Annotated in this window: 22 protein-coding genes; 7 read left to right on the top strand and 15 right to left on the bottom strand. The window is 60.6% G+C overall.

The genetic code is table 11. The features are described from left to right. The first annotated feature begins 164 nt into the window (after positions 1–164). Positions 165–1,256: a dimethylsulfone monooxygenase SfnG gene (sfnG, locus tag HX824_RS28825; RefSeq protein WP_087692696.1), complete on the top strand. Its 1,092-nt coding sequence runs from the start codon at positions 165–167 to the stop codon at positions 1,254–1,256. Here the strand turns inward: sfnG and HX824_RS28820 are convergent. Continuing rightward, positions 1,240–2,340: a GNAT family N-acetyltransferase/peptidase C39 family protein gene (locus HX824_RS28820; RefSeq protein WP_003215276.1), complete on the bottom strand. Its 1,101-nt coding sequence runs from the start codon at positions 2,338–2,340 to the stop codon at positions 1,240–1,242. The two genes, sfnG and HX824_RS28820, sit on opposite strands and share 17 nt — an antisense overlap. Before the next feature lie 94 nt (positions 2,341–2,434). Here HX824_RS28820 and HX824_RS28815 point away from each other — a divergent pair, with 94 nt between their 5' ends. Both HX824_RS28815 and HX824_RS28810 read left to right on the top strand, forming a co-directional pair. Continuing rightward, on the top strand, positions 2,435–4,021 hold the full coding sequence (locus HX824_RS28815; protein ID WP_003215278.1) for a RimK family protein: 1,587 nt from the start codon (positions 2,435–2,437) through the stop codon (positions 4,019–4,021). Between the two features lie 6 nt (positions 4,022–4,027). Continuing rightward, entirely contained in the window at positions 4,028–4,969 is a 942-nt protein-coding gene (locus HX824_RS28810) for a magnesium transporter CorA family protein (protein ID WP_008430799.1), read from the top strand. A 135-nt stretch (positions 4,970–5,104) separates the two neighbouring features. Here the strand turns inward: HX824_RS28810 and map are convergent, their stop codons facing one another. Further along, positions 5,105–5,860, bottom strand: coding sequence for a type I methionyl aminopeptidase (gene map, locus HX824_RS28805; protein ID WP_102369174.1), 756 nt, complete (start codon positions 5,858–5,860; stop codon positions 5,105–5,107). Continuing rightward, the gene (locus HX824_RS28800) at positions 5,857–6,060 is read right to left on the bottom strand and encodes a ParD-like family protein (protein ID WP_017475587.1); all 204 of its coding nucleotides are present in this window, start codon (positions 6,058–6,060) and stop codon (positions 5,857–5,859) included. Before HX824_RS28800 ends, map begins: the two co-directional genes overlap by 4 nt. A gap of 258 nt (positions 6,061–6,318) precedes the next feature. On the opposite strand from HX824_RS28800, the gene ilvA reads away from it, so the two are divergent. After that, entirely contained in the window at positions 6,319–7,338 is a 1,020-nt protein-coding gene (gene ilvA, locus HX824_RS28795; RefSeq protein WP_102606112.1) for a threonine ammonia-lyase, biosynthetic, read from the top strand. Between the two features lie 512 nt (positions 7,339–7,850). Then, positions 7,851–8,126, top strand: a complete 276-nt coding sequence (locus tag HX824_RS28790; protein ID WP_063029815.1) for a DUF1652 domain-containing protein — start codon at positions 7,851–7,853, stop codon at positions 8,124–8,126. Between the two features lie 11 nt (positions 8,127–8,137). Here the strand turns inward: HX824_RS28790 and HX824_RS28785 are convergent, their stop codons facing one another. After that, entirely contained in the window at positions 8,138–8,536 is a 399-nt protein-coding gene (locus tag HX824_RS28785; protein ID WP_102369172.1) for a hypothetical protein, read from the bottom strand. Positions 8,537–8,689: 153 nt separating this feature from the next. Continuing rightward, positions 8,690–8,950 carry a DUF2790 domain-containing protein gene (locus HX824_RS28780; RefSeq protein ID WP_008436118.1) on the bottom strand — a complete coding sequence of 87 codons (261 nt, stop codon included), beginning with the start codon at positions 8,948–8,950 and terminating at the stop codon, positions 8,690–8,692. A gap of 330 nt (positions 8,951–9,280) precedes the next feature. Here HX824_RS28780 and HX824_RS28775 point away from each other — a divergent pair, with 330 nt between their 5' ends. Together HX824_RS28775 and aqpZ are read left to right on the top strand one after the other, a co-directional pair. Then, complete coding sequence (locus tag HX824_RS28775) at positions 9,281–10,522, top strand: hypothetical protein (RefSeq protein WP_008436119.1); 1,242 nt, start codon at positions 9,281–9,283, stop codon at positions 10,520–10,522. A 112-nt stretch (positions 10,523–10,634) separates the two neighbouring features. Continuing rightward, positions 10,635–11,327 (top strand): aquaporin Z, encoded by a 693-nt coding sequence (gene aqpZ / locus HX824_RS28770; RefSeq protein ID WP_008436121.1) that lies wholly within the window; start codon positions 10,635–10,637, stop codon positions 11,325–11,327. A gap of 643 nt (positions 11,328–11,970) precedes the next feature. Here the strand turns inward: aqpZ and HX824_RS28765 are convergent. The 10 genes from HX824_RS28765 to HX824_RS28720 form a co-directional block, all read right to left on the bottom strand. After that, positions 11,971–12,909, bottom strand: coding sequence for a carbohydrate kinase (locus HX824_RS28765; RefSeq protein WP_177029174.1), 939 nt, complete (start codon positions 12,907–12,909; stop codon positions 11,971–11,973). A gap of 12 nt (positions 12,910–12,921) precedes the next feature. Beyond that, positions 12,922–14,403, bottom strand: a complete 1,482-nt coding sequence (xylB, locus tag HX824_RS28760) for a xylulokinase (RefSeq protein WP_003215305.1) — start codon at positions 14,401–14,403, stop codon at positions 12,922–12,924. 146 nt (positions 14,404–14,549) lie between these two features. Next, complete coding sequence (locus HX824_RS28755) at positions 14,550–16,031, bottom strand: mannitol dehydrogenase family protein (protein ID WP_087692688.1); 1,482 nt, start codon at positions 16,029–16,031, stop codon at positions 14,550–14,552. Positions 16,032–16,049: 18 nt separating this feature from the next. Then, on the bottom strand, positions 16,050–17,153 hold the full coding sequence (locus HX824_RS28750; protein ID WP_102606106.1) for an ABC transporter ATP-binding protein: 1,104 nt from the start codon (positions 17,151–17,153) through the stop codon (positions 16,050–16,052). Positions 17,154–17,190: 37 nt separating this feature from the next. Next, on the bottom strand, positions 17,191–18,021 hold the full coding sequence (locus HX824_RS28745) for a carbohydrate ABC transporter permease (protein ID WP_003215312.1): 831 nt from the start codon (positions 18,019–18,021) through the stop codon (positions 17,191–17,193). 10 nt (positions 18,022–18,031) lie between these two features. Further along, on the bottom strand, positions 18,032–18,958 hold the full coding sequence (locus HX824_RS28740; protein WP_003215314.1) for a carbohydrate ABC transporter permease: 927 nt from the start codon (positions 18,956–18,958) through the stop codon (positions 18,032–18,034). Between the two features lie 178 nt (positions 18,959–19,136). Continuing rightward, positions 19,137–20,447, bottom strand: a complete 1,311-nt coding sequence (locus tag HX824_RS28735) for a sugar ABC transporter substrate-binding protein (protein WP_177055733.1) — start codon at positions 20,445–20,447, stop codon at positions 19,137–19,139. Between the two features lie 336 nt (positions 20,448–20,783). Continuing rightward, entirely contained in the window at positions 20,784–21,689 is a 906-nt protein-coding gene (locus HX824_RS28730) for an AraC family transcriptional regulator (protein ID WP_102369166.1), read from the bottom strand. 71 nt (positions 21,690–21,760) lie between these two features. After that, positions 21,761–23,044, bottom strand: a complete 1,284-nt coding sequence (locus HX824_RS28725) for a glycosyltransferase (RefSeq protein WP_177055732.1) — start codon at positions 23,042–23,044, stop codon at positions 21,761–21,763. A gap of 71 nt (positions 23,045–23,115) precedes the next feature. After that, positions 23,116–24,198 carry a nucleoside hydrolase gene (locus HX824_RS28720; RefSeq protein WP_177055731.1) on the bottom strand — a complete coding sequence of 361 codons (1,083 nt, stop codon included), beginning with the start codon at positions 24,196–24,198 and terminating at the stop codon, positions 23,116–23,118. Positions 24,199–24,208: the final 10 nt, after the last annotated feature.

The raw sequence follows: 24,208 nt of genomic DNA, 5'->3' as shown, positions 1-24,208 counted from the left end.
TCCTGCAACAGCAAAACGACAAACCGCTGCAATCCATGACAGCTCGGAGCAGGCTGCTTTTCGCCTGTTTCCGCGCTCAAAGGCCGGTAGTGCGGGCCTCTCACGCCCACTGGCACAGTTGCTGCCCCACACCTCGTACATGCCAATCCGCGAGGTACAGTCCAATGAGTCAGCAAGCCGTCAAATTTGCCTACTGGGTGCCCAACGTCAGCGGAGGGCTGGTGGTCAGCAAGATCGAACAGCGCACCCACTGGGGCATCGACTACAACCGCAAGCTGGCGCAGTTGGCTGAAGAAGCCGGCTTTGAATACGCCCTGACACAGATTCGTTTCACCGCCGGTTATGGCGCCGAATACCAGCATGAGTCGGTCGCGTTCAGCCATGCGTTGCTGGCGGCCACCACCAAGCTCAAGGTGATCGCGGCAATCCTGCCGGGCCCCTGGCAACCTGCGCTGGCGGCCAAGCAACTGGCAACCATCGACCAACTCACTAACGGCCGCGTTGCCGTCAATATCGTCAGCGGCTGGTTCAAGGGCGAGTTCCAGGCCATCGGCGAACACTGGCTGGAGCACGACGAGCGTTATCGCCGCTCCGAGGAATTCATCCGCGCCCTGAAAGGCATCTGGACCCAGGACAACTTCACCTTCCGGGGTGATTTCTACCGCTTCGACAACTACAGCCTCAAGCCCAAGCCACTGGGCGAGCCCCACCCGGAAATCTTCCAGGGTGGCAGTTCGAGGGCCGCGCGGGACATGGCGGCACGGGTATCGGACTGGTACTTCACCAACGGCAATACCCCGGAAGGCATCAAGGCCCAGGTCGATGACATTCGCGCCAAGGCGGCGGCCAATAACCATTCGGTGAAAGTCGGTGTGAATGCGTTTGTGATCGCCCGCGACACCGAGGAAGAAGCCCGCGCCGTGCTCGCGCAAATCATCGAACAGGCCGACCCGGAAGCCGTCAACGCGTTTGGCGATGCGGCGAAACAGGCGGGCAAGGCATCACCGGAAGGTGAGGGCAACTGGGCCAAGTCGACCTTCGAGGATCTGGTGCAATACAACGACGGCTTCAAGACCAACCTGATCGGCACCCCGCAGCAGATTGCCGAGCGCATCGTCGCCTTGAAGGCGGTCGGCGTGGACCTGGTACTGGCCGGCTTCCTGCACTTCCAGGAAGAAGTGGAATACTTCGGCAAGCGTGTATTACCGCTGGTGCGCGAACTGGAAGCCAAGGCCGGGATCAAGCAAGTCGCCTGAACACCACCACCGCTGCCCGCAATTTGTTATTGCCGAACCGGCACATTCGCTCGAACTCCCCATGGCTGACCGGCAGATGCTGGCAGTCCATGGGCTGGCGGTGCTGGCTGTGATCCACGTCCGGGTCGTGCAGGTACACGAAGTCTTCGTCGCAGTCGGTGACGATTACCCAGTGGGGCGACTTGGAGCGGGTCAGCCGGTAGCTGCTGATCAACACCAGCGGCTGGCCGCCTTCGCGCAGCACCTGGGGTAAATCCAGCGGGCCGCCGAGCACTTGCTCAACGTCGCTCAAGGCCAACTCTTCCTCGAAGGCGTCATGCACCAAACGCATGACGTCTTTTTTATGCTGATCACGCACCCCGTCGAGAAACAACGGCCCGCTGACATTGACCTGCATGCGCACCCGAAAGCCCCGGCGCCAGGCGGCCAGCGCCAAACCCTGGGGGCTGCAGCCGCCATGGCCGGCGGTCATGAACACGGTGGTTGCCTCGCGCCAGATCTGCAGTTCTTCCCGGCGCTGGGCCACCCGCGCAGGTTCCAGGGCACCCATGGCCATCAGCAGGCTGGCGGCGCCGCAGGTGAAGTCGGTGGTTTGCTGGTAATAGGGCACGCTCAAGGCGCGCGCGTCCTGGTGCTGGAGGATGCGTTTCTCCAGGCGCAGGGCAGGGGCGTGGTCTTCGTAGTAGTCGTTGACCAGGGCAAAGCGCCGGTAGCCGTTGCGCTCATACAGGGCGATGGCGCCGGGGTTGTCGGTACGCACTTCCAGGCGCAGGTAGGCGCAGTCATGCTCCACCGCACAGGCTTCGATGCGCGTCAGCAGTTGTTTGCCCAGGCCCAGGCCCCGGGAAGACTCGGCGATGGCGATGGAATACAGGCGCGCCAGCGAGGTGCCACGGTGGAACAACACCAGGGCGTAGCCCAGCAATTCGCCGTGTTTTTCTGCCACCAGCAGTTGCCCGTGGGCGCGACTGACCATCCACTGGAAGCTGCGGGTGGAGAGCCGGTCCGTGGTGAAACAGTGCTGTTCCAATGCCACCAATGCAGGCACGTCATCGGGTGTTGCAACGCGAAAGGAAAGAGCCATGTGACCGCCGTAAAAGTTGCGTAACGAAACGGGACTTCTCTAAAAGATCGTGCTTAATAGAAAAGGTCTAGTTCTCTAAAGCGGATCAATCAATATGTCAGCGGTACAAGGTCATTGGCGTGAAGTATCCGAGCAAACAGTGGCGGCGACAATAACTTCCAACGGTTATTTTTCCAGCCCTCCCAAGAGTGCAAGTCAAGTCGTAATCATTGTCGAGCGCAAGGAAGACTGGGCCTCGTACTTCCCCAGCGAAGACATCGTCACCGCCCAGGAATACCTTGAGCAAACCCGGGAAAACGAGACGGGCAAGCGCGTGCAGGTGATCAACCTGTGCCGCAGCTACAAGTACCTGGGGCACGGCTATTACTGCTCGCTGCTGGCCGAGGCGCGTGGCCACAAGGTGATTCCGTCGGTGCGCACCATCAGCGAACTGACGAAAAAGTCCCTGTACGGCCTGGCCCTGGATGACCTGGATAAAACCCTCGATAAAGCCTTGAGTCATCATCTCTACAGCAACACCGAAGGCTTTACCCTGACACTTTACTTTGGCCGGACCAATATTGAACCCTTGCAGGATCTGGCCCGCCAATTGTTTGAAGCGTTTCCCTGCCCGATCCTGTTAGTTGAGTTTCGCAAGAATAACGGCTGGCACATCGAAGGCATCAAGTCTGGCGTATTGCACAAGTTGCGTGATGACCAGGAAGACCAATTCGCGAATGCCCTGGACAACTTCAGCCGCAAGATCTGGCGTCAACCGCGCTCCCGCCGTCTGGCCCGCTATGACCTGGCGATCCTGCACGACCCGCAGGAACAACTGCCGCCGTCCAACGCCCGCGCCCTGGAAAATTTCGTCCGGGTCGGCAAGGGGCTCGGCATCGACGTGGAACTGATCGAACGCAAGGACTACGCCCGCCTGGCCGAATACGACGCCCTGCTGATCCGCGAGACCACCAGCGTCGACAACCACACCTACCGCTTCGCGAAAAAGGCCGAAAGCGAAGGGTTGGTGGTGATGGACGACCCGGCCTCGATCCTGCGCTGTACCAACAAGGTTTACCTCACGGACCTGCTGAAAAGCCATCAACTGGGCATGCCCGCCACCGAAATTCTCTACAAGGAGCGACCCGAAGATTTCGAACGGGTGGGTGAGCGCCTCGGCTTCCCGCTGGTGCTGAAGATCCCCGACGGGTGTTTCTCCCGCGGCGTGATCAAGGTCGAAAGCCAGCAAGCGCTGCTGACCGCCACCGCCGAACTGTTCGAGCATTCCGTGTTGCTGCTGGCCCAGGAATTTTTCTACACCGAGTACGACTGGCGCATCGGCGTCCTCAACCGCAAACCGATCTTTGCCTGCCAGTACTTCATGTCCAAGGGGCATTGGCAGATCTACAACCACAAGGCCATCGGCCAGGACATCAACGGCGAGTGCCGCACCCTGGCGGTTCACGAAGCCCCCAAGGCGGTGGTGGAACTGGCGGTAAAAACCGCCAACCTGATCGGCGACGGCCTGTACGGCGTCGACCTCAAGCAGTCCGGCGACAAGGTGGTGGTGATCGAGGTCAACGATAACCCCAACATGGACGCCGGCATCGAAGATGCCTACCTGCAAGACGACTTGTATTCCCTGGTACTGGAAGAGTTCGTGCGACGCCTGGAGTTGAAGCGTCAAGGCCAGGTGTGGTGACGCGCGATGATCCAGCGCTTTGAATTAACCGATGGCAAGTTGTACAACAGCCTGGGGGACGGCGGGGATGTCTTGCTGTTCAGCAATCCTGACCCCCACGAGCGCAAGTACCTGCGCGACTGCTACAAGCTCGATGAACACGCCCTGGCTTCGGCGCTGGACCCGGACGAAGTGTCGCGCATCGAGTTCCACCCCGATAACCTGTTCCTGATCTGGAAGCGCCCGGAGAACTATTCCGGCGGCGGCAACCTGGTGTTTGAAGTGTCGTCCTGCGGCCTGTTGTTTTCCGGGGACCAACTCCTGGTGATCGCCACCGACGACAGCCAGCTCTCCGGGCTGGGTGCGCGCCGGCCATTGCGCACGCCGCTGGATGTGTTGCTGGACTTGCTGCTCAACAACATCCATCACTACCTGGGCCACCTCAAGGTGATCAAGATGGTCGCCCGGGAACTGCAGCAGCAGTTCAATGCATCGATGAGCAATCGCCACCTGATGCAGATGTTCAACCTCAGCGAAAGCCTGATCTATTACATCAACGCCCTGCACAGCAACGGCGCGGTGCTGACGCGCCTGCGCAACCATGGGGAAAAGGAACATTTCAGCGCTGAAACACTGGGCCTGATCGATGACCTGATTATCGAGAACAACCAGTGCTACAAGCAGGCGGAGATTTACTCCAACGTGTTCTCCGGGCTGATCGACGCCCGGGGCAACCTGATGAACAACAGCATGAACAACCTGCTGCGCAAGCTGACGCTGATCAACGTGGTGTTCCTGCCGTTGAACCTGATTGCGAGCGTGGGCGGGATGTCGGAATTCAGCATGATGACGGCGGGCACGCCGTGGTGGATTTCGTACCCGTTGTTCATGGCCGCGATGGGACTCGGGGCGGGGTTGATGGTGCTGGGGTTGAAGCGGATTGCGGGGAGTGGTGACAAGGCAGTATGACTAAAATCCTGAATATCACTGAGGTCTAAATGTGGGAGCGGGCTTGCTCGCGAAAGCGGTGGATCAGTCACTGTAGATGGCGACTGTCACACCGCTTTCGCGAGCAAGCCCGCTCCCACAGGGGATGTGCGCCATTCAGACGTCCGGCTGCAACGTCAGCACCTCAAACCCATCCCGCGTCACCGCCACGGTATGTTCCCACTGTGCCGACAAGCTGTTGTCCCTCGTCACCACCGTCCAGCCATCCTTCAAGCTGCGCACCTTGGCGCTGCCCTGGTTGAGCATCGGCTCAATGGTAAACACCATGCCTTCACGCAGTTCGAGCCCGGTACCGGGGCGGCCGAAGTGCAGGACCTGTGGGTCCTCGTGCATCTCGCGGCCAATGCCATGCCCGCAATATTCACGCACCACGCTGTAGCCGTTGTTCTGGGCATGGCTCTGGATGGCGTAGCCGATATCCCCCAGGCGCGCGCCGGGTTTGACCTGGCGGATCCCGGCCCACATGGCCTCAAACGTCATTTCCACCAGGCGCCGGGCCTTGGGCGCGACGTTGCCGATCATGTACATCTTGCTGGAGTCGGCAATGAAACCGCCTTTTTCCAGGGTGATGTCGATATTGACGATGTCGCCATCCTTGAGCACGGCTTTGGCGCTCGGCATGCCATGGCACACCACCTCGTTGATCGAGGTGTTGATGCAGAAGGGGTAGTCGTACTGGCCCAGGCTCGCCGGCCGCGATTGCAGGTCGTTGCGGATGAAAGCTTCGACGGCGCTGTCGATCTCCAGGGTCGACTGGCCGGCGGCGACAAAGCCGTCAAGCATGGTAAACACCTGGGCCAACAGGCGACCGGATTCGCGCATCACCGCGAGTTGTTCCGCCGTCTTGATCATTGCGCGCGCCCCCGGATCAGGTCGGGTTTGTCCAGCAACAGCTTGTTGATCAGGTCGTTATAGGCCAGGTGCGGATTGAGCTCGGCGAGCAGGCCGATCTTGATCCAGAACTCGGCCTGGGCGTTGATGGAACGGTCCATGGTGGCGCTGGCCAGACGGAGTTGTTCGTGCAATTGGTCGGTGATCTTGACGATGCCCATAAGCTTCACTGTGCAGGGTTGATATACAAAGCGTATACGTTTCGTATGCTTCGCGTAAAGCCTGGCGTTTCGCCATTGACTTGCCGGATGGCGCCGGTTAATTTTGATTCATGACATTTCAAACCTTTCGTTGCCAGCCAAGCATTATTACCGCCATTCCTCATTTGGCGGGATAGCACACGGCTGCACCCAAACCCGCCCTAGAGGCGGGTTTTGTTTTTCCGTCTCCAGGGCCTTGTAAACACCCAGGAGACATCCATGAGTACCCGCCCGGCGAGCCAGCCCCAAGATTCGGGATTGCTTGAGCACTACGTGAAGAAGATCCTGGCCGCCCCGGTCTACGACCTGGCGGTGCGCACGCCATTGCAGGCAGCGCCGGCGCTTTCGGCGCTGCTGGGTAATCAGATCCTGCTCAAGCGCGAAGACTTGCAACCGACCTTTTCCTTCAAGATCCGTGGCGCCTACAACAAGTTGGTGCAACTCAGCGCCGAGCAAAAGGCCCGGGGCGTCATCACCGCGTCGGCGGGCAACCATGCCCAGGGCGTGGCATTGGCGGCGCGGGAGTTGGGGATCAAGGCGACGATTGTCATGCCGTGTAGCACCCCGGAGCTGAAAGTGTTGGGCGTACGCTCCCGAGGCGGCGAGGCGGTGTTGCATGGGGCCAGCTTTCCGTTCGCCTTGGCCCATGCGTTGCAATTGGCCGAGGCCACCGGCAGTACGTTTGTTTCGCCGTTCGACGACCCGGACGTGATTGCCGGGCAGGGCACAGTGGGGATGGAAGTGCTGCGTCAGCAGCAGGGCCCGCTGGACGCGATCTTCGTTCCGGTGGGCGGCGGCGGGTTGATCGCCGGTATCGCGGCCTACGTGAAATACCTGCGGCCCGAAGTGCGCATCATCGGCGTCGAGCCCGAAGGCTCCAGTTGCCTGCTGGCAGCCTTGCGCGCTGGGAGCCGGGTGGTGTTGCCGAGTGTCGACAGCTTTGCCGATGGCACGGCCGTGGCCCAGATCGGCGCCTATGGTTTTGAAATCTGCCGGCACCATGTGGATGAAGTGATCACCGTCAGCAATGACGAACTGTGCAGTGCCATCAAGCTGATCTACGACGATACGCGCTCGATCACTGAGCCTTCAGGTGCCCTGGCTGTCGCCGGTATCCGCAAGTATGTCGGGAAGACTGGCCTCCAGGGGCAAACATGGGTGGCGATCAACTCCGGGGCCAATATCAACTTCGATAGTTTGCGGCATGTTGCTGAACGAGTGGCTGCTCAGACAGGTTAAACGTTTAACCTAAAGACTGTTTAATTTAGTTACATTCATCCGTTTGGATAGTGGTTATGAAGGCGTCAAAAAGTTTGTTGCGGGCACTTATAGCGAGCGGTCTTTCAATTTGCATGATGCCAAGGGAGGCTCATTGCAAGACGCATGAATCGACGGCACGTAATTTTGTCCGAAAGCCCCGATTTGTCTGGGGCGCAGGGCAGTGCGTATGGCGGCACGTTTAATGCTTTATAAGATCCTGTTGCAACTCTGAATGAGCTACAAGCACGACGGTTCATACCTCAAACGGGAGGGTTGATGGCGGTCTGCCACGTAACTTATATAAGTAATGTCGTCGCTTATGAGGAAAGGATCCAACGCATTTCGAGCGAGCCTAGTACGCTGGGTAAGCAAAGCCGTCTGCCAGGGCTGGTCAGGCGCAAACGGCGAGCGTGTCACCGCGTTCGCCAGCCGTACGAATAAAGAATATTGATAACAATCGATTGGCAATCTCATAAAAGGAGAGGTCGGCCATGCTTTCGGATCTGGAATTACGCGGCATTATTGAAGGAAGTTTTCTGCCTAAGCGCTGTGAAGTCACCAAGGCGCCAGACGCCTCGCTGACGGTGAAGGTTTATCACGAGATCGACCATGACCGGGTCGACTTGGTGGTCACCGGCATTTGCGCCAACAAGCTCGACAGCAGTCGGGCGATCTGCAATTTGATTACCGAGTTGCGTGAAGACCTCAAGCACACCCACACCCATGCCCCGGCCCTCAAACGAGCCGGTGCGCGTCCTTTCTATTAAACGGACGTCTATTAAACGGACGGTTGAGCTTCAATCAGTGAAGACTTGCGGGCCTGGAGAAACGCCAGGCCCAACGCCGTTTCCGTGATCACCGCCAGCAAAATCCCCGGGCCCGCATGGCCGCTGATCCATTCGCTGATCCCCAACATCGCCAGCACAAAACAGCCGATCGCAAAGCCGGAGGTCATGGCATGCCGTGTCGCATCAGGTGGGGAATGGCGGGCGCGGTAAAACATGATGCCAATGGCCAGGAACAGCGCGGCGTTGCGTCGGGCGACCAGGCCGGTGGCACTGGAGTATTCAACACTCCACACCCACAGGAGCAGGTCCGGGCGCAAACCCCAGATCAGCGCGAGGGCAAAGCACAGCAGGGCAGTGAAGGTAGCGAGGGGACGGAAGTGCACTTGCATGGCGAATCCTTTCAGCCGTAACGAGCGCTCAAGGATACCCCTGTAGGAGCGAGCTTGCTCGCGAAGAACGCAAGGCCCGCGTACATTCAGGATGCCCGCGTTTCGCTGGAGTCTTTCGCGAGCAAGCTCGCTCCTACAAAAAAGCCGATCGGTTCAATTCTGGAAATCACAGGCTTCCGACAGTTTGCGATAGCCCACGTCCTGGACTTTCCCTTGACTGTCCACGAACTTGATATCGGCCTTGATCACCTTGCATTCATTGGTATCGGTTTCATGCATGGCAAGCACCTTCTGCACATCCATCTTCTCGCCGTAGTGATAAGGCGTGACGACGGGTGCGGTGTCAGCCTGCGCCATCCCCGTTACAGCCGTCAGGGCCAGTGCAGCACCGAGCATTAACGTACGCAGTTTCATGGTGTTTCTCCGCAAGTCGTTCGCAGGCTCAACAACGTGATGAGCCGCGGCCGCCCTGGGCAACGGTTGGAGCCGTGCGAGTGCGGTCGAATCAACTGTCTTCCCGGGGGATTAACCATCGATTAAGTGAGGCTTTACTGACAAAAGCTTCATCTTCATGGGGGCGTGGGCTGCGTGAGGGAAGCATCTATTACGCCTTTTTTTATCACCTCACAACCTGTCAACTCTGACAGTTGTCTGTCCTGGGAACTGTGCCATAACTAGGTTGCCCCGGCGCTTGAAACGTCTCACCCGCCGGCCATCAAACTGGCCTCCAAGGAAAGAATAGCCATGAACAATTTGATCAACCGCACGCTGGTTCTCGCGATGGCGGGTGCAACTGCCTATACAGGCGCTGTCAGCGCAGCAACATTCGTCGGTGAAGGCACGGCTGCCGGGAAGCAATGTGTTTCCTTGGCGGTCAACAACTCGGGCGTTGTGGTGGGTACCTGTACCCCGGGCACTACTTCGGGGCCATCCGTGGCGTGGGTCGCGTCCACGGCAGGCACTGAAGTTCCGCTACCGCCATTGGTGAGTGGCCAAGGCTGCACCGCCGTGGCTATAGACAATAACGGACAAATAGCGGGCTCATGCAAAATGGCAGACAATCGAGCCACCGCCGTCATCTGGAACAGCGCTACGCCGGGCGCTGCGCCGGTGGCGTTGCAAGCCGTCTCGGTATTGGGCACTGGATTACTGCCTGAGGCGCGCACTGTCATTAGTGCCTTCAACCAGAGCGATGTATTGGCCGGGGCGAGCTTAAGCGGTACCGGTGACGCAACGGCAGTGTTGTGGTTTTCCGGGAGTACAGCCCCGCTTCAAGTGTCCGCCCTGCACGACAACTGCTTTCCCGCCGACATCAACAACACGCCTATAAACGGTGTGCCCACCGTTGCGCTCGACTGCCCGAATCCTGCGTCTGGCAACACCGTCGCCAAAGTCGTGCAGAAAACCGGGCTACTGGGCACCTTGGTCACGACGCCCTTGACCACACCTGCCGGTAGCACGGGCTGCAGCGTAAGCAGCGTAAACAATGCAGTGCAGTTGCTGGGCACTTGCCACTTCTCGGCGCCGGATGTGCCCCAAGCCGTCTACTGGCCCAATCCAAGCGCCACGCCGGTTCAGTTGAGCAGCATCAGCGGTGTATCGGGGGCATCTCGAATCACCGGTTTGCGGTTGAACAATAACGGGCATGCCGTTGTGTCGTACCAGGACAGCAATGGCCATCATCTGTTGGCCTTCTGGACGCCTTCGTCGGGCAGCACTCAGTTGATTCCGCCGTTGGCAGGCGGCACACATATAGGCTTCGTGGATTTGAGTGATAACGACGTCGTGGCACTGACCAGCGAAAATGCCGGCGAGCATCACCAGGCCGCCACCTGGACTTCTGCGACGGGAACCGTGGCCATTCCACAGTTCGGCGGCGGTCAGGAAAGCGGTCTGACGGCGATATCCCCAAACGGCACTTATGTGGCAGGCGGTGCTGAAGACAGCACGGGCACCGACGATGCAGTCGTTGCAACGCTGCCATAGAAAAAGGCTCACCGGTTTACCGGACAAGTCTGATACAGCCAAGTTAATCGCTTTTGCTACCGTCGCCGCCAGGCCCATCAATCGGATGGCGTTGGCATTGGGTGGAGTTGGTTTGCAAAAGAAAATCGCAGCAGAGTTTCTTGGGACGTTCTGGTTGACCTTCTGCGGGTGCGGCAGCGCGATACTGGCCGCGGCGTTTCCGGAACTCGGGATCGGCTTCGCCGGTGTCGCCCTGGCCTTTGGCTTGACGGTGCTGACGATGGCCTACGCGGTGGGCAGTATTTCTGGTGCACACTTCAACCCGGCGGTGACCATCGGCCTATGGGTGGGGCGCCGGATGCCGGGCGTTGACGTGGTGCCGTACATCATTGCCCAAGTCGCCGGTGCGATTGTCGCCGCCGCCGTGTTGGCGCTGATCGCCAGTGGTCGTCCGGGGTTTGAAGTGGGCGCTTTCGCCGCCAACGGCTATGGCCAATTGAGCCCCGGGCATTACAGCCTGCTGGCCGCGTTGGTGGTCGAGGCGGTGGGGACGTTCTTTTTTGTGTTCATCATCATGCGTGTCACCGGCCCGGGTTCGGCTGTCGGGTTTGCGCCGATTGCCATTGGCCTGACCCTGACGCTGATTCACCTGGTGGCCATCCCCGTCACCAACACCTCGGTCAACCCGGCGCGCAGCACCGGGCCAGCATTGTTTGCCGGCGGGGAATACCTGATGCAGTTGTGGCTATTCTGGGCGGCACCGATAGTGGGGGCGGTGGTGGGCGCCATCGTTGCCCGGGCGGTTACCCGCGCTAGGGAAGCGTGAGCCTACCAGCTCATGCGTACCTGCGCATTACCGCTGAAACCCTCCAGCGTATAGCTGTCCAACTGGGTCTCCTCACATCTTCCAGAATTGCCTTTGTGTCGACGGGCGTTGCGCCTGGAACCAACGTGGCCAACACGATCCCGTGCTGCGCAAACCAAGTATCCGGCTCATGCTGGCCACTTCAATAGTGCAAATTGACCCCTATGCGTGTATGTCCGACAGCTTTTCCCGCTCCCGTGCGGCAACTGATCCCATTTGCCGAGGTGCCGTTACAGAAACCCGTAGGGAATCCGGGTTGAGTGGCGCTCTTTTCTGGGCTCAAAGTTTTCAATGGGGCATAGGGTGCTATAGACACAAAGGACACATGTTCCCATGCAATAGACTCCAGGTCTGTCGTGGTATCCAGTGGCGTTGCGCGAGCAACCGACGTGGCCAACACTATCCCTACGAACAAGCCAATCTTGATGTTTTTCATAAAATCTCCCGGCAACACAATGATGTTGGCGCCACTTCCTTGAGATTGAGGCGTAACCGGAGTCTTGACCCGAAAACCACGACTGACAACTGTCAAAGTTGACAGGTTGTGGAGGAAAGGAGAAAGGAGTAAATGAGTTGCCCCCGCAGCGCGCGGGGGCAGGCTGGGCTAGTTCAATTGCTGGCGGTAGGGCAGGTCCGGCCCGGTCTTGCTGCAGGTGAGTGCGGCAGCGCGGATGGCGAAGGTGAGCATGCTGCTGATCTGCTCGCGGGTCAGCCGTTGCAGGCCCTCTACCGAGTCCAGTTGCTGCTCGGTCAGCCAGGCAATCAACGCGGCTTGGAACGTATCGCCAGCCCCTACCGTGTCCGCCATGACGACCTTGGCCGCCGGCGCCGACCAACTGCCGTGCTGGCGGCTGAACACCGTCGCGCCGTCGCCGCCACGGGTCAGGAACACCAGTTGGCAACGGTGTTGCAACCAGCCTTGCAGAATGCTTTCCGGAGCCTGGCCGGGGTAGAGCAGGTGCAGGTCTTCGTCACTGACCTTGATCAGGTCGGCATGCTTGACCAGCTCGGCCACGCGGGCGCGCCACAGCTCGATGTTCGGCTCCGGGTTCAGGCGTACGTTGGGGTCGAGGCTGATCAGGCGCTTGCCGCTTTCCCGGCGTACCAGGGCCAGCAACGTGTCGGCAATCGGCTGCACCACCAGTGAGAACGAGCCGATGTGTACGCCACGCACTTCGTCGCCCAACGCCGGTAGATGCTCAAGTTGCAACTGGCGGTCGGCGCAACCTTCACCGCGAAAGCTGTATTGCGGTGAGCCATTGGCGCCCACGGCGACCATTGCCAGGGTGGTGGGCGCTGAGAATTCCACGAGGTAATCCTCGCCCACGCCTTCGTCCTTGAGCACCTGCAACAGGCGTCGGCCCAGGTAGTCGTCGGAGATCCCGGCGAAAAAGCCCGCGTCGATTCCCAGTCGACGCAAGCCTACCGCGACGTTGAACGGCGAGCCGCCGGCAATCGCCTTGTAATTGACCCTGGATGCCTTGCCGCTGGCATCGTCCTCGCTGAAAAAATCAAACAGCGCTTCGCCACATACCAAATACATATTCGTTCGCTCTTAAAGGGATGCCACGTGCTGTTGATAACGCTCATAAGCCTGCTGGTAGGCGCTGACGCTGCCGGCATCCGGCAGTGTGCGGCTGGCTGCGTCGACGCTCACGCAGCGCTGGCACAACTGCGCCAGGCTTTCACCGGACTGGCACCACGCGGCCTGGATTGCCGCGCCCAGGGCTGCGGCTTCGCTTTGTTCGGTGCAGACCACTTCGGTGTTCATGATATCCGCGACCATCTGCCGCCACACCGGGCTTTTCGAGCCGCCACCGATCAGGCGGATGCTCTGGCTTTGCAGGCCGGTCTGGCGCAGCAGGTCCAGGCCATAGCGCAAGCCGAAGGTAGTGCCTTCGACCACGGCGCGGCACAGGTTGGCGCGGGTCAGATTGGTCATCGTCAGGCCGTGCAGGCTGCCGGTGGCGTGGGGCAGGGCGGGCACCCGCTCGCCATTGAGGAACGGCAGCATGCTCACGCCGTCGGCGCCGATCGGTGCCTGGGCCACCAACCCGTTGAACGCCGCCAGATCCAGGTCGAACAGCTCGCGGATGACCCCGGTGGCGTTGGTCAGGTTCATGGTGCAGATCAACGGCAGCCAGCCGCCGCTGGATGAACAGAAAGTCGCCACCGACGCCTGCGGGCTGACATTGGCCTGATCGGCAAAGGCGTACACGGTACCGGATGAGCCCAGGCTCATGGTGATCACGCCGGGGGCGATATTGCCGGTGCCGATGGCGCCCATCATGTTGTCGCCGCCGCCGCTGGACACCCGGGCGTTCGGGTTGATTCCCAGGCGCTCGGCGATGGCTGGCAGGATGGTGCCCACTGGCTGGTTGGCCTCGATCAACTCGGGCAGCGCAGCTTCCAGGCGCCCGTCGGGATCGATGTGGCGCAACAGTGCCAAGTCCCATTCACGGGTGCGCACGTTGAAATAACCGGTGCCGGAGGCATCGCCGTATTCGGCGCAGGCGCGGCCGGTGAGCCAGTAGTTGAGGTAGTCGTGGGGCAGCAGGATATGCGCGATGCGCGCGAACACCTCCGGGTGCTGTTCGCGGGTCCACAGCAGTTTGGACACGGTGTAGCCCGGCGCGATGGCTACACCGAGGCGTTCCAGGGAGCCGCTTTCACCGCCCAGGTGTTGCAGCAGGCGATCATTTTCGGGCGCGGTTTCGGTGTCGCACCACAGTTTGGCGGGGCGCAGCACCTGGCCTTGGTCATCCAGCAACACCAGGCCGTGTTGCTGGCCGGAAACGCCGATGGCGAGGATGTCCTGGCCGTCCACCCCGGCCTGTTGCAAGGCGCGGTGAGTGGCTTCGGTAAACGCGTCCAGCCACTCCTGGGTGTGCTGTTCGCGGCGGCCGTTGGCACCGCTGATCAGCGTGTGGCTGGCGGCGCCCAGGCCCAGGACTTTGCCGCTGCTGGCGTCCAGCACGATGGCCTTGGTGCCCTGGGTGCCGCAGTCGATGCCGAGGTAGAGGTTTTGCTGGGTCATGGTAGGTCGCTCAGCACATTGTTATGGAGAACTCGGTCAATGTGGGAGCGGGCTTGCTCGCGAATAGGGTGTGTCAGTTAATGCAAATACTGACTGATCCACCGCTTTCGCGAGCAAGCCCGCTCCCACACTTTGATTCGGTTCCGTCAGTTGAGATTGCCGAGCAGCCGCTCCAGCGTTTTGCTCACACCCACATCCTGCAGGCTCTCGAAACACCGCTCAAACGCTGCCACAAACTCGGGCGAGTTGGGAATAGCCGTACCAAAAATCTCTTCCACCCCCAGCAGCCGCTTGCTGATCAACGCATCTTCCGTCACCAGCCCCTGGCAAAACTCGGCGCGAGGGTCTGGAATGCGGTAGATCACCCCATTCTCATCCACGCCTTTCAAGTACAACGCCCAGGCCGCCACCACCAGCGCAGCACGCTCGGTCTCGCGACCATCGGCAATCAGGCGGTTGATGGTCGGTACGGTGAACTTGGGAAACTTCGACGAACCATCGGAACACACGCGCTCCAGCTGGTCGGCAATCGCCTGGTTGGAAAAGCGGTCCACCAGGGTCTGCTTGTATTCGGTCAGGTCGATACCCGGTACCGGCGCCAGGTTGGGCGTGACGTCCAGGTCCATGTAGGCGCGCATGTAGGCCACGAACAACGGGTCGTTCATGGTCTCGTGGACGAAGCGATAGCCCTTCAGGAAGCCCAGGTACGTCAATGCCAGGTGGCTGCCGTTGAGCAGGCCGATCTTCATCTCTTCATACGGTGTCACGTCGTCGGTGAACTGCACGCCCACCGTCTCCCACGCCGGGCGGCCGTTGACGAACTTGTCTTCCAGCACCCATTGCACAAACGGCTCGCAGACCACCGGCCAGGCGTCGTCGATGCCGTGATCGTCATGCAATTGCAGGCGGTGCGCGGTACTGGTCATTGGCGTGATGCGGTCGACCATCGCATTCGGGAAGCTCACGTTGGCCTTGATCCACTCGTGCAGGTCGGCGTCATGCAGCGCGGCGAAGGCCAGCAACGCCTTGCGGGTCACGGCGCCGTTGTGGGGCAGGTTATCGCAGGACATCACGGTAAACGCCGGCACCCCGGCCGCCCGGCGCTGGGTCAACGCCGCGCAGATAAACCCGAACACGGTTTTCGGCGAGCCCGGGTTGGCCAGGTCATGCTGGATCTGCGGCAGGTGGGCCATGAACTCGCCGTTGCTGTCGTCGATGCAGTAGCCGCCTTCGGTGATGGTCAGCGAGACGATGCGAATCTGCGGGCTGGCCAGCTTGTCGATCAACGCCTGGGCGCCGTCTTCGGCCAGCAGCATGTCGCTGATGGAGCCGATCACGCGCACTTCGGTGTCGTCGGTGTCGCCCAGTTCATACAGGGTGAACAGGTAGTCCTGGCCGGCCAGGTCGTCCCGCGCCTTGCGGTCCTCGCTGCGCAGGCCCACACCACAAATGCTCCAGTCCAGGCCTGTGCCGGTATTCATCAAGGCATCGGTGTAATACGCCTGGTGGGCGCGGTGGAACCCGCCAACGCCGATGTGCGCGATGCCCTGGCTGGTATTGGCAATCGCATAGGCCGGCAGTTGCACTTCGGGCGCCAGTTGCGTGAGGTTTTGCTTGTTCAGTTTCATCGGGAAATTCTCGCGAAATCAGGCGGCGGCGCGCAGTGGGCGGGCCACGGCAACACCCTCAGCGTCGAACAGATGGCATTGGGTCGGGTCCAGGTACAGCTGCAGGGTCTCGCCATACTGGCTGGCCATGTCGCCACGGATCCGCAGGGTCAACGGCTCCTTGCTGGCGGTAATCACGTGGCAGAAGGTGTCGCTGCCGAGGCGCTCGCCGACGTCGGCGGTGACGGTCAGGGTGGCTTGCCCCGGCGCGGCGATTTCCAGGTGCTCCGGGCGAATGCCCAGGGTCACGGCGCTGCCGACGCTCAAGCTCGCGCTGCTCAGGGGCAGGCTGATGCGGCCGCCGGCGTCCAGTTCGACTTCGCAGCTCTGTGGGTCAACGCGAGTGACCTTGCCCTTGAGGAAACCCATTTTCGGCGTGCCCAAAAAGCCTGCGACAAACAGGTTGGCCGGCTGGTGATACAGCTCCAGCGGCGAGCCCACCTGTTCCACGCGGCCGCTGTTGAGTACGACAACCTTGTCGGCCAGGGTCATGGCTTCGACCTGGTCGTGGGTCACGTAGATCATCGTGGCTTGCAGCTCTTTATGCAGGCGCGACAGCTCCAGGCGCATCTGCACCCGCAGGGCGGCATCGAGGTTGGACAGGGGTTCGTCGAACAGGAAGATCTTCGGGTTACGCACAATCGCACGGCCAATGGCGACACGCTGGCGCTGGCCGCCGGACAACTGCTTTGGCTTGCGCTCAAGCAAAGGGCCCAGCTCCAGGATACGTGCTGCTTCGTTGACCTTGCTCTCGACAATCTTCTTGTCGACGCCGGCCAGGTCCAGGGCAAACGACATGTTCTTGCGCACGCTCATGTGCGGGTACAGGGCGTAGGTCTGGAACACCATTGCCAGGTCGCGCTTGGCCGGGGTGACCTCGGTGATGTCGCGGCCATCCAGCTCGATGGTGCCTTCGGTGACTTCTTCAAGGCCGGCAATCAAGCGCAGCAGGGTGGATTTGCCGCAGCCCGACGGGCCGACGAACACCACGAATTCCTTGTCGTTCACCTCAAGGTCGATGCCCTTGATGATGGAGAAGCCTTCGAAGCCTTTTTGCAGATTCTTGATTTTCAGGTTGGCCATGATGGGCCTCCGCTTCTAAATATTTTTGAAGGAGCCGTTACTTCACGGCGCCGAAGGACAAACCGCGGACCAGCTGTTTCTGGCTGATCCAGCCAAAGATCAGGATCGGCGCACAGGCCAGGGTCGACACGGCAGATAATTTGGCCCAGAACAAGCCTTCGGGGCTGGAGTAGGAGGCGATCAACGCGGTGAGCGGCGCGGCGTTGGACGAGGTCAGGTTCAGCGACCAGAACGCCTCGTTCCAGCACAGGATCAGCGACAGCAGCACCGTGGAAGCCAGGCCGCCCTTGGCGATCGGCAGCAGCACCCGGACCATTTCCTGCCACAGGGTGGCGCCGTCCAGGCGGGCGGCTTCGAGGATGTCCTTGGGGATGTCCTTGAAGTAGGTGTAAACCATCCAGACCACGATCGGCAGGTTGATCAGGGTGTAGATGATGATCAGCGCAATGCGCGTATCCAGCAGGCCGAAGCTCTTGGCCAGCAGGTAGATCGGCATCAGTACGCCCACCGGCGGCAACATCTTGGTGGAGAGCATCCACAGCAGCGTGCCCTTGGTGCGCTTGGTCTCGTAGAACGCCATGGAGTAGGCGGCCGGGACCGAGATCAGCAGGCACAGGGCGGTGGCGCTGAAGGAAATCAGCACCGAGTTCCAGGCGTAGCTGAAGTAGTTGCTGCGCTCGTTGATGTGCAGGTAATTCTCCAGCGTCGGCGTGAAGATGAACTGCGGCGGCGTGGCGAACGCGTCGATTTCGGTCTTGAAGCTGGTCAGCACCATCCAGAAGATCGGGAAGAAAATCAGGATCGCGATGGCCCAGGCCAGGGTGCCGAGCAGCACGCTTTGCAGGCGGCGGGATTGTTGAAGCGTCATGGCGCGGCCCTCAAGGCTTGTCAGTCAGGTTTTTGCCGATCATCCGCACCAGGATGATCGCCGCGATATTGGCGATGACCACGGCAATCAAGCCGCCGGCCGAGGCCATGCCCACGTCGAACTGCACCAGCGCCTGGTTGTAGATCAGGTAGGCGAGGTTGGTCGAGGCGTAGCCGGGGCCACCGTTGGTGGTGGTGAAGATTTCGGCGAACACCGAGAGCAGGAAGATCGTTTCGATCATCACCACCACGGCAATCGGACGTGCCAGGTGCGGCAGGGTCAGGTGCCAGAAGATCGCGATGGCGCCGGCACCGTCGAGGCGGGCGGCTTCCTTCTGTTCCTGGTCGAGGGACTGCATGGCGGTCATCAGCAGCAGGATCGCGAAGGGCAGCCACTGCCAGGACACGATGATAATGATCGACAGCAACGGGTAATGGGCCAGCCAGTCCACCGGCTGGGCGCCGAACAGCTTCCACACGTAGGCGAGGATCCCCGACACCGGATGGAAAATCAGGTTCTTCCAGATCAGCGCACCGACGGTGGGCATGATGAAGAACGGTGAAATCAGCAACACCCGCACCAGGCCGCGACCGAAGAACTCGCTGGCTTCCAGCAGCGCGCTGATCAATACGCCAAACACCACGCTGATCAGCAAGACGCTGCCCACCAGCAACAGGGTGTTGGTGGCGCCGGGCAGGAAGCCCGAGTCGGTGATGAAGTAGGTGAAGTTCTCCAGCCCCACGAATTGGTTTTCGCCGGGGTAGAGCAGGTTGTAGCGAATCAGCGAGAAGTACAGGGTCATGCCCAGCGGCACGATCATCCACAGCAGCAACAAGGCCACCGAGGGGCTGACGAGGAACCAGCCGGGGTTGATCAGGCGGCTTTTACGCGGCTTGTCCGGCGTAGCGGTTTGCACTTGGGCAGTGGTGGTATTCATGGTGATCAGGACCAGTCAGGTACATGCGGAATGCGGGTCGGAGTGCGGTCAAATGTGGGAGCTGGCTTGCCTGCGATGAGAGCGCCTCGGTGAAACTGACAGACCGAGTTGTCTGCATCGCGGGCAAGCCCGGCTCCTACATAAAGCGGGTTCCCACATTCAGTGTGGTGAGACCGCTTTACTTGGGATAACCGGCCCGCTTCATTTCGCGTTCGGTGAAGGTCTGTGCATCCGCCAGGGCTTTTTCGGCAGTGGAGCCACCGGTCAGTGCGCTGGAGAAGAACTTGCCGACCTGGGTACCAATCGCCTGGAATTCAGGAATGGTCACCAGCTGGATGCCCACATACGGCACCGGCTTGGCCGACGGGTCTTTCGGGTCGGCGACTTTCAGCGATTCCAGCGTCACCTTGGCAAACGGCGCGGCCTTCATGTATTCGTCGCTGTAGGTCGATTTGCGGGTACCTGGCGGTACGTTGGCAATCCCGTCGGTCTTGGCGACCAACTGGCTGTATTCCTTGGAAGTGGCCCAGGTGGTGAACACCTTGGCAGCGTCCTTGGCTTTGGAACTGGTTGGAATCCCCAGGGACCAGGAGTACAGCCACGAAGTACCTTTGTCGGTCTTCTCGTGCGGGGCAAAGGTGAAGCCGACGTGGTCAGCCACTTTGCTTTGGGTCTTGTCGGTCACGAACGAGCCGGCGACGCTGGCGTCGACCCAGATCGCACACTTGCCGCTGTTGAACAGCGCCAGGTTTTCGTTGAAACCGTTGCTGGAAGCGCCCGGCGGGCCGGATTTCTTCATGTTGTCGACGTAGAAGTTCAGTGCGTCTTTCCACTCTGGCCCGTTGAATTCCGGTTGCCACTTCTCATCGAACCAGCGTGCACCGTAGCCGTTGGCCAGGGTGGTGATCAGCGCCATGTTCTCGCCCCAACCGGCTTTGCCGCGCAGGCACAGGCCGTACTGTTCCTTTTCCTTGTTGGTGAGTTTGGCGGCGAATTCGCCAATCTGGGTCCAGGTCGGGTGCTCGGGCATGGTCAGCCCGGCGTCCTTGAACAGGTCGGTGCGATAGTAGGTGATGGAGCTTTCGGCGTAGAACGGCAGGGCGTACAGCGAGCCCTTGACGGAAAGGCCGTCACGCACGGAAGGGAAAACGTCGTCCAGGTCGTAGGAAGCAGGCAGGTCCTTCATCGGTTCCAGCCAGCCTTTGGCGCCCCAGAGTGCAGCTTCGTACATGCCGATGGTCAACACGTCGAACTGTCCGCCCTGGGTGGCGATGTCGGTGGTGAGGCGTTGGCGCAGGACGTTTTCTTCGAGTACCACCCAGTTCAGCTTGATCTCCGGATGCTCGGTCTCGAAGGTTTTCGAGAGCTTTTGCATGCGGATCATGTCGCTGTTGTTGACGGTGGCAATGGTCAGGGTTTGCGCGCCAAGACTGACGGCGCTGAGGGTCATGCAGGTGCAGGCAAGCAGAGCTTTGGCTGTGAACTTCATCGCGCACTCCATTTCTGCGCCCAGGGGCTGCAGAAGGACAGTTATTGTTGTTGTGTCTTCCACGACAGCTGGAAGAGTGTGCGTTGATTACAGCCTTCAATTGACGTGCTGACAAATCCTTGGGAGCACTTTTACTGATACTTTTTTGCACTGCAGCGGAAAATTGCTGAAACGATTCGCTGGGAGCGATCGCCTTCCTGCGTGAGCGCGATGCAAATGTGGGAGCGGGCTTGCTCGCGAAGGCGGTGAATCAGCCGACATTTGCGCTGCCTGACACACTGCATTCGCGAGCAAGCCCGCTCCCACACAAGCGGGTTCCCACAGGAACGCGCGTTTTCAGGCCAGGTTCTGCTCGGTTAACCGCTGCACCGCCAGGCGCCGGTAGTGCGAGGGGGTCATGCCCTTGAGCTGCTGGAAGCGGCGGTTGAAGTTGGAGATGTTGTTGAAGCCTGACTCGAAGCACACATCGGTCACGGCCTTGTCACCATCGGCCAGCAGCTCGCAGGACTTGCTGATACGCAGGCGGTTGACGAATTCGATGAAGGTGCGGCCGGTGGCTTGTTTGAACACGCGGGAGAAATAGGTGGGTTTCATGCCGAGGTATTCGGCCACCTCTTCCAGGGACAGCTCCCGCGCGTAGTGGGCAAAAATGTAGTCCACCGCGCGGTTGGTGCGGTCGATGCTGTGTTCGTCCGCCAATTGCGGCGTGGTCACGCCGGAGAGCAGATGGTAGTCCTCGCAGGCACTCAGCACTTCCATCAGGATAAAGAAGTGCCCCAGGCGCGCCATGCCCTGGGCGTCCTCGATGCGCTGCATCAGGGTCATGGCCTGGGCGATGGTTTTCTTGCAGCGAAATTCGATGCCGTATTGCGCCCGTTCCAGCAGTGGCGCCAGGGTCTTGAGCTCGGCAAAGACATGGCTGCCGCCGTCGAACAGCTCGTCGGTGAAGTTCACCAGCATGTCGCGCTTGGGCACCACTTCGTCCTCGGCCACCTGGCTGATCCAGTTATGGGGCAGGTTGGGGCCGGTGAGGAACAGGCTTTCCGGGTAGAAGTTGCCGATGTAGTCGCCGATAAACACCTTGCCGGAGCTGGCAACGATCAGGTGCAGCTCGTATTCCTTGTGGAAATGCCAGCGCACCAACGGGCACGGGAAGCCGTGTTGGCGATAGATGATGGACAGACCGTTGTGATCGTCCATCAGCTCGTAGGAAGGATCGGTGATTCTCGCTGCTCGGGTCATGCTGCAGTCGCTTTATTGTGGTTGCGAAAAGGATAATGCCCCCTTGCGCGCCACCTCGCCAGCGTCTGTGTCTACAGCGTACGGTTTTTCGCCTCGATCCACTGCGCCATGTACTGGGTACTTTTGTGCAGGTGGTGGCGCAGCATGCTGCCGGTGAAATTGTTCCGACGGTGCTCGGCCAACTGGCGGCGGCACTGCTCCAGGCGCTCCACCAGGGCCGGGCCGTGGAGGTCGTGGGCGTAACGGCGGGCCAGTAACTGCCGGCCATCTTCCTGGGCCTGGGTCCAGCGTGGCGGGTCTTGATACAGCGCAACCGCCGCAGCCGCCAGTGCACCGGCGCTGTGTTCGACCACGCCGGGCCACGGTTCGCCCATGGCTTCGGCGCCAATCGGTGTGGTAACGCTGGGTGTGCCGCAGAGCATCGCGTCGGCCAGCTTGCCCTTGATCCCGGCACCAAAGCGCAGTGGCGCCAGGCAGATACGCGCAGCGCTCATGACCTGCAATGCATCCTCGGCCCAATTCATCACATGGAAGCCCTGGGCCGGGTTGTGCAGCGCGGTGGCCTTGGGTGGCGTATAGGCGCCGTACACGTGGAGTTGAGCGCCGGGCAGTTGCTGGCGGATCAGCGGCCACACACTGTTCTTCATCCACAACACCGCATCCCAGTTCGGCGCATGGCGGAAATTGCCGATGCTCAGGAAGTGGGCACGGTCCTCAAAGGGGGCAAAGGCTTCGGTGGGCGGCACCAGCATCAGCGGGCACCAGTGGAGCAGGGCAGCGGGCACCTTGAAGTGTTCGGTCAGCAACTGGATTTCCACATCGGAGATCATCAGGCTGATGTCGCAGCGGTAGATCGCAGCGATCTCGCGCTTGGCCAGGTCGGTATCGGCCATGTCATCGAATTCGGCGGCCAGGTCCCGGCTGAACAGCGCGTCGAAGTCATCAGCTTCGGGGTGCGCCTTCAGGAAATCCTTGAGGCGCTGGTGGCGGGCGTCCCGCAGGCTTTGCAGGTCGGATGCTTCCAGCACCCGTAGAGCATTCGGGCAGGATTTTTCCACGCGCCAGCCGAACTGTTCTTCCATCATGAAACGGTCGAACAGCACGATATCCGGAGCCAATTGCTGGATAAACGCGTCGAAACTGCTGTTATTCAACTCGATCGCGCATTCGCGAATGCCCAGGGCGGGCAGGTCGGCCTTGTGTTCGCCGGTGACCGCCGGGCTGCTGAAGGTGATGTCCCAGCCTTGGGCCAGGAAACTCTCCAGAATCTGCATCATGTGCCCGCTGGCCGCCGAGGAGCGAGGCTCTGGCCAGACGTAGCCAATGACCAGGACTTTGGTGGCGGGCTGATTCATCGACAACGGATTCCTTGAAGGGCTGGGCAAAGGCGCGCAATTAAACCACAGCCCCTCAAGTTCCGGCGCACTCAGCGGAAGATGTTGACCGGCGTCGGCAGCGTCACCAACCCTACATAACCGTCCCAGAACTGCTTCTGGTCCACCGCGAAGACCACCTTGGCCTTTTGCGTGCCGACCGGCGCGCCTTTCTTGTAGCCCAGTGCCCGGCCGTAGTCGGCGCCGAAGGTGGCATCCACGTCCACCCACAGCTCGCGGGATTCGGTGACGATCCCGGGGTTCACGAGAAACAGTGCCGGCAGGCTGTCCCAGGTGAAGCTGTGGTAAGCCGGGTCCTTGGCGAACAGTGGCCCGAACTCGTGCTTGTACAGGTCGGCAATCGGGCCTTTGTGTGCGATCACCCGCTCATACACCGACTTGTCGAAGGTGACTTTCTCACAGACATCGTTGGGAAAAATCACGTGTTCGATGGGCGAGCGCAACACGATCTTCGCCGCCTCCGGGTCGAACCACCAGTTGAACTCCGCCGCCGGCGTGGTGTTGCCCGGAATCTCCAGCGCGCCGCCCATGTACACGATGCGCTTGATCAGCGGCACGATGTCCGGTGCCGAGCGAATCGCCAGGGCAATGTTGGTCAGTGGGCCGACCGCCAGGATCGTTACCTCGTGGGGGTTGTCCCGTACGCTGTCGACGATGAACTGGGCGGCGGTTTCCTTGCGCAGCCTGGTGTGGGTCGCCAGGCCGTCCGGTGGCGCGACCAGTTGTGAGGCACTGGTTGGCCGCGGGTTCTTGAACGCACCCGGCCAGCCGGAACCGAACAGGGCTTTTTCCGCCTCATAGGTGGCGTAGTCATGCAGCAGCGGGTAGGCGGCGCCGGAATACACGCCGACTTCCTTCTCCACACCCATGCGTTCCACCGCCTTGAGGGCGTCGACCTGTTCCTGGTCGACCCAGGCGTTGCCGCTGACCAGGGTCATGCCCAGCAGGTCGATGCGTTTTTGCCCGTGCAGCTGGGCGAGCATGATAAAGGCCTGGCCGTCATCGTTGAGCACGTTGAAGTCGGTGTCGAAGATGACCTTTTCTGCGGCCTGCGCCGTACCGGCACACAGGCCCACGGCGACAAGCAGGGCACAGCGCTTGATGAAACCTTGCATGGAGACTCAC

The sequence above is a fragment of the Pseudomonas sp. D4002 genome, assembly GCF_013385665.1.
In the GTDB taxonomy this organism is placed as follows: domain Bacteria; phylum Pseudomonadota; class Gammaproteobacteria; order Pseudomonadales; family Pseudomonadaceae; genus Aquipseudomonas.
Note: the sequence above shows the minus strand (reverse complement) of the source record. Positions and strands in the feature narration are given on the sequence as shown.

Excerpts from the sequence above, each read along its gene's own strand:
- HX824_RS28780 (WP_008436118.1), bottom strand. The coding sequence starts at position 8,950 with ATGAAACTGCGTACGTTAATGCTCGGTGCTGCACTGGCCCTGACGGCT.
- HX824_RS28725 (WP_177055732.1), bottom strand. The coding sequence starts at position 23,044 with ATGAATCAGCCCGCCACCAAAGTCCTGGTCATTGGCTACGTCTGGCCA.
- HX824_RS28790 (WP_063029815.1), top strand. The coding sequence starts at position 7,851 with ATGCTTTCGGATCTGGAATTACGCGGCATTATTGAAGGAAGTTTTCTG.
- HX824_RS28775 (WP_008436119.1), top strand. The coding sequence starts at position 9,281 with ATGAACAATTTGATCAACCGCACGCTGGTTCTCGCGATGGCGGGTGCA.
- HX824_RS28810 (WP_008430799.1), top strand. The coding sequence starts at position 4,028 with ATGATCCAGCGCTTTGAATTAACCGATGGCAAGTTGTACAACAGCCTG.
- HX824_RS28785 (WP_102369172.1), bottom strand. The coding sequence starts at position 8,536 with ATGCAAGTGCACTTCCGTCCCCTCGCTACCTTCACTGCCCTGCTGTGC.
- HX824_RS28750 (WP_102606106.1), bottom strand. The coding sequence starts at position 17,153 with ATGGCCAACCTGAAAATCAAGAATCTGCAAAAAGGCTTCGAAGGCTTC.
- HX824_RS28720 (WP_177055731.1), bottom strand. The coding sequence starts at position 24,198 with ATGCAAGGTTTCATCAAGCGCTGTGCCCTGCTTGTCGCCGTGGGCCTG.
- sfnG (WP_087692696.1), top strand. The coding sequence starts at position 165 with ATGAGTCAGCAAGCCGTCAAATTTGCCTACTGGGTGCCCAACGTCAGC.
- HX824_RS28740 (WP_003215314.1), bottom strand. The coding sequence starts at position 18,958 with ATGAATACCACCACTGCCCAAGTGCAAACCGCTACGCCGGACAAGCCG.
- HX824_RS28765 (WP_177029174.1), bottom strand. The coding sequence starts at position 12,909 with ATGTATTTGGTATGTGGCGAAGCGCTGTTTGATTTTTTCAGCGAGGAC.
- HX824_RS28755 (WP_087692688.1), bottom strand. The coding sequence starts at position 16,031 with ATGAAACTGAACAAGCAAAACCTCACGCAACTGGCGCCCGAAGTGCAA.
- HX824_RS28745 (WP_003215312.1), bottom strand. The coding sequence starts at position 18,021 with ATGACGCTTCAACAATCCCGCCGCCTGCAAAGCGTGCTGCTCGGCACC.
- HX824_RS28730 (WP_102369166.1), bottom strand. The coding sequence starts at position 21,689 with ATGACCCGAGCAGCGAGAATCACCGATCCTTCCTACGAGCTGATGGAC.
- HX824_RS28815 (WP_003215278.1), top strand. The coding sequence starts at position 2,435 with ATGTCAGCGGTACAAGGTCATTGGCGTGAAGTATCCGAGCAAACAGTG.
- map (WP_102369174.1), bottom strand. The coding sequence starts at position 5,860 with ATGATCAAGACGGCGGAACAACTCGCGGTGATGCGCGAATCCGGTCGC.
- ilvA (WP_102606112.1), top strand. The coding sequence starts at position 6,319 with ATGAGTACCCGCCCGGCGAGCCAGCCCCAAGATTCGGGATTGCTTGAG.
- HX824_RS28820 (WP_003215276.1), bottom strand. The coding sequence starts at position 2,340 with ATGGCTCTTTCCTTTCGCGTTGCAACACCCGATGACGTGCCTGCATTG.
- HX824_RS28735 (WP_177055733.1), bottom strand. The coding sequence starts at position 20,447 with ATGAAGTTCACAGCCAAAGCTCTGCTTGCCTGCACCTGCATGACCCTC.
- HX824_RS28800 (WP_017475587.1), bottom strand. The coding sequence starts at position 6,060 with ATGGGCATCGTCAAGATCACCGACCAATTGCACGAACAACTCCGTCTG.
- xylB (WP_003215305.1), bottom strand. The coding sequence starts at position 14,403 with ATGACCCAGCAAAACCTCTACCTCGGCATCGACTGCGGCACCCAGGGC.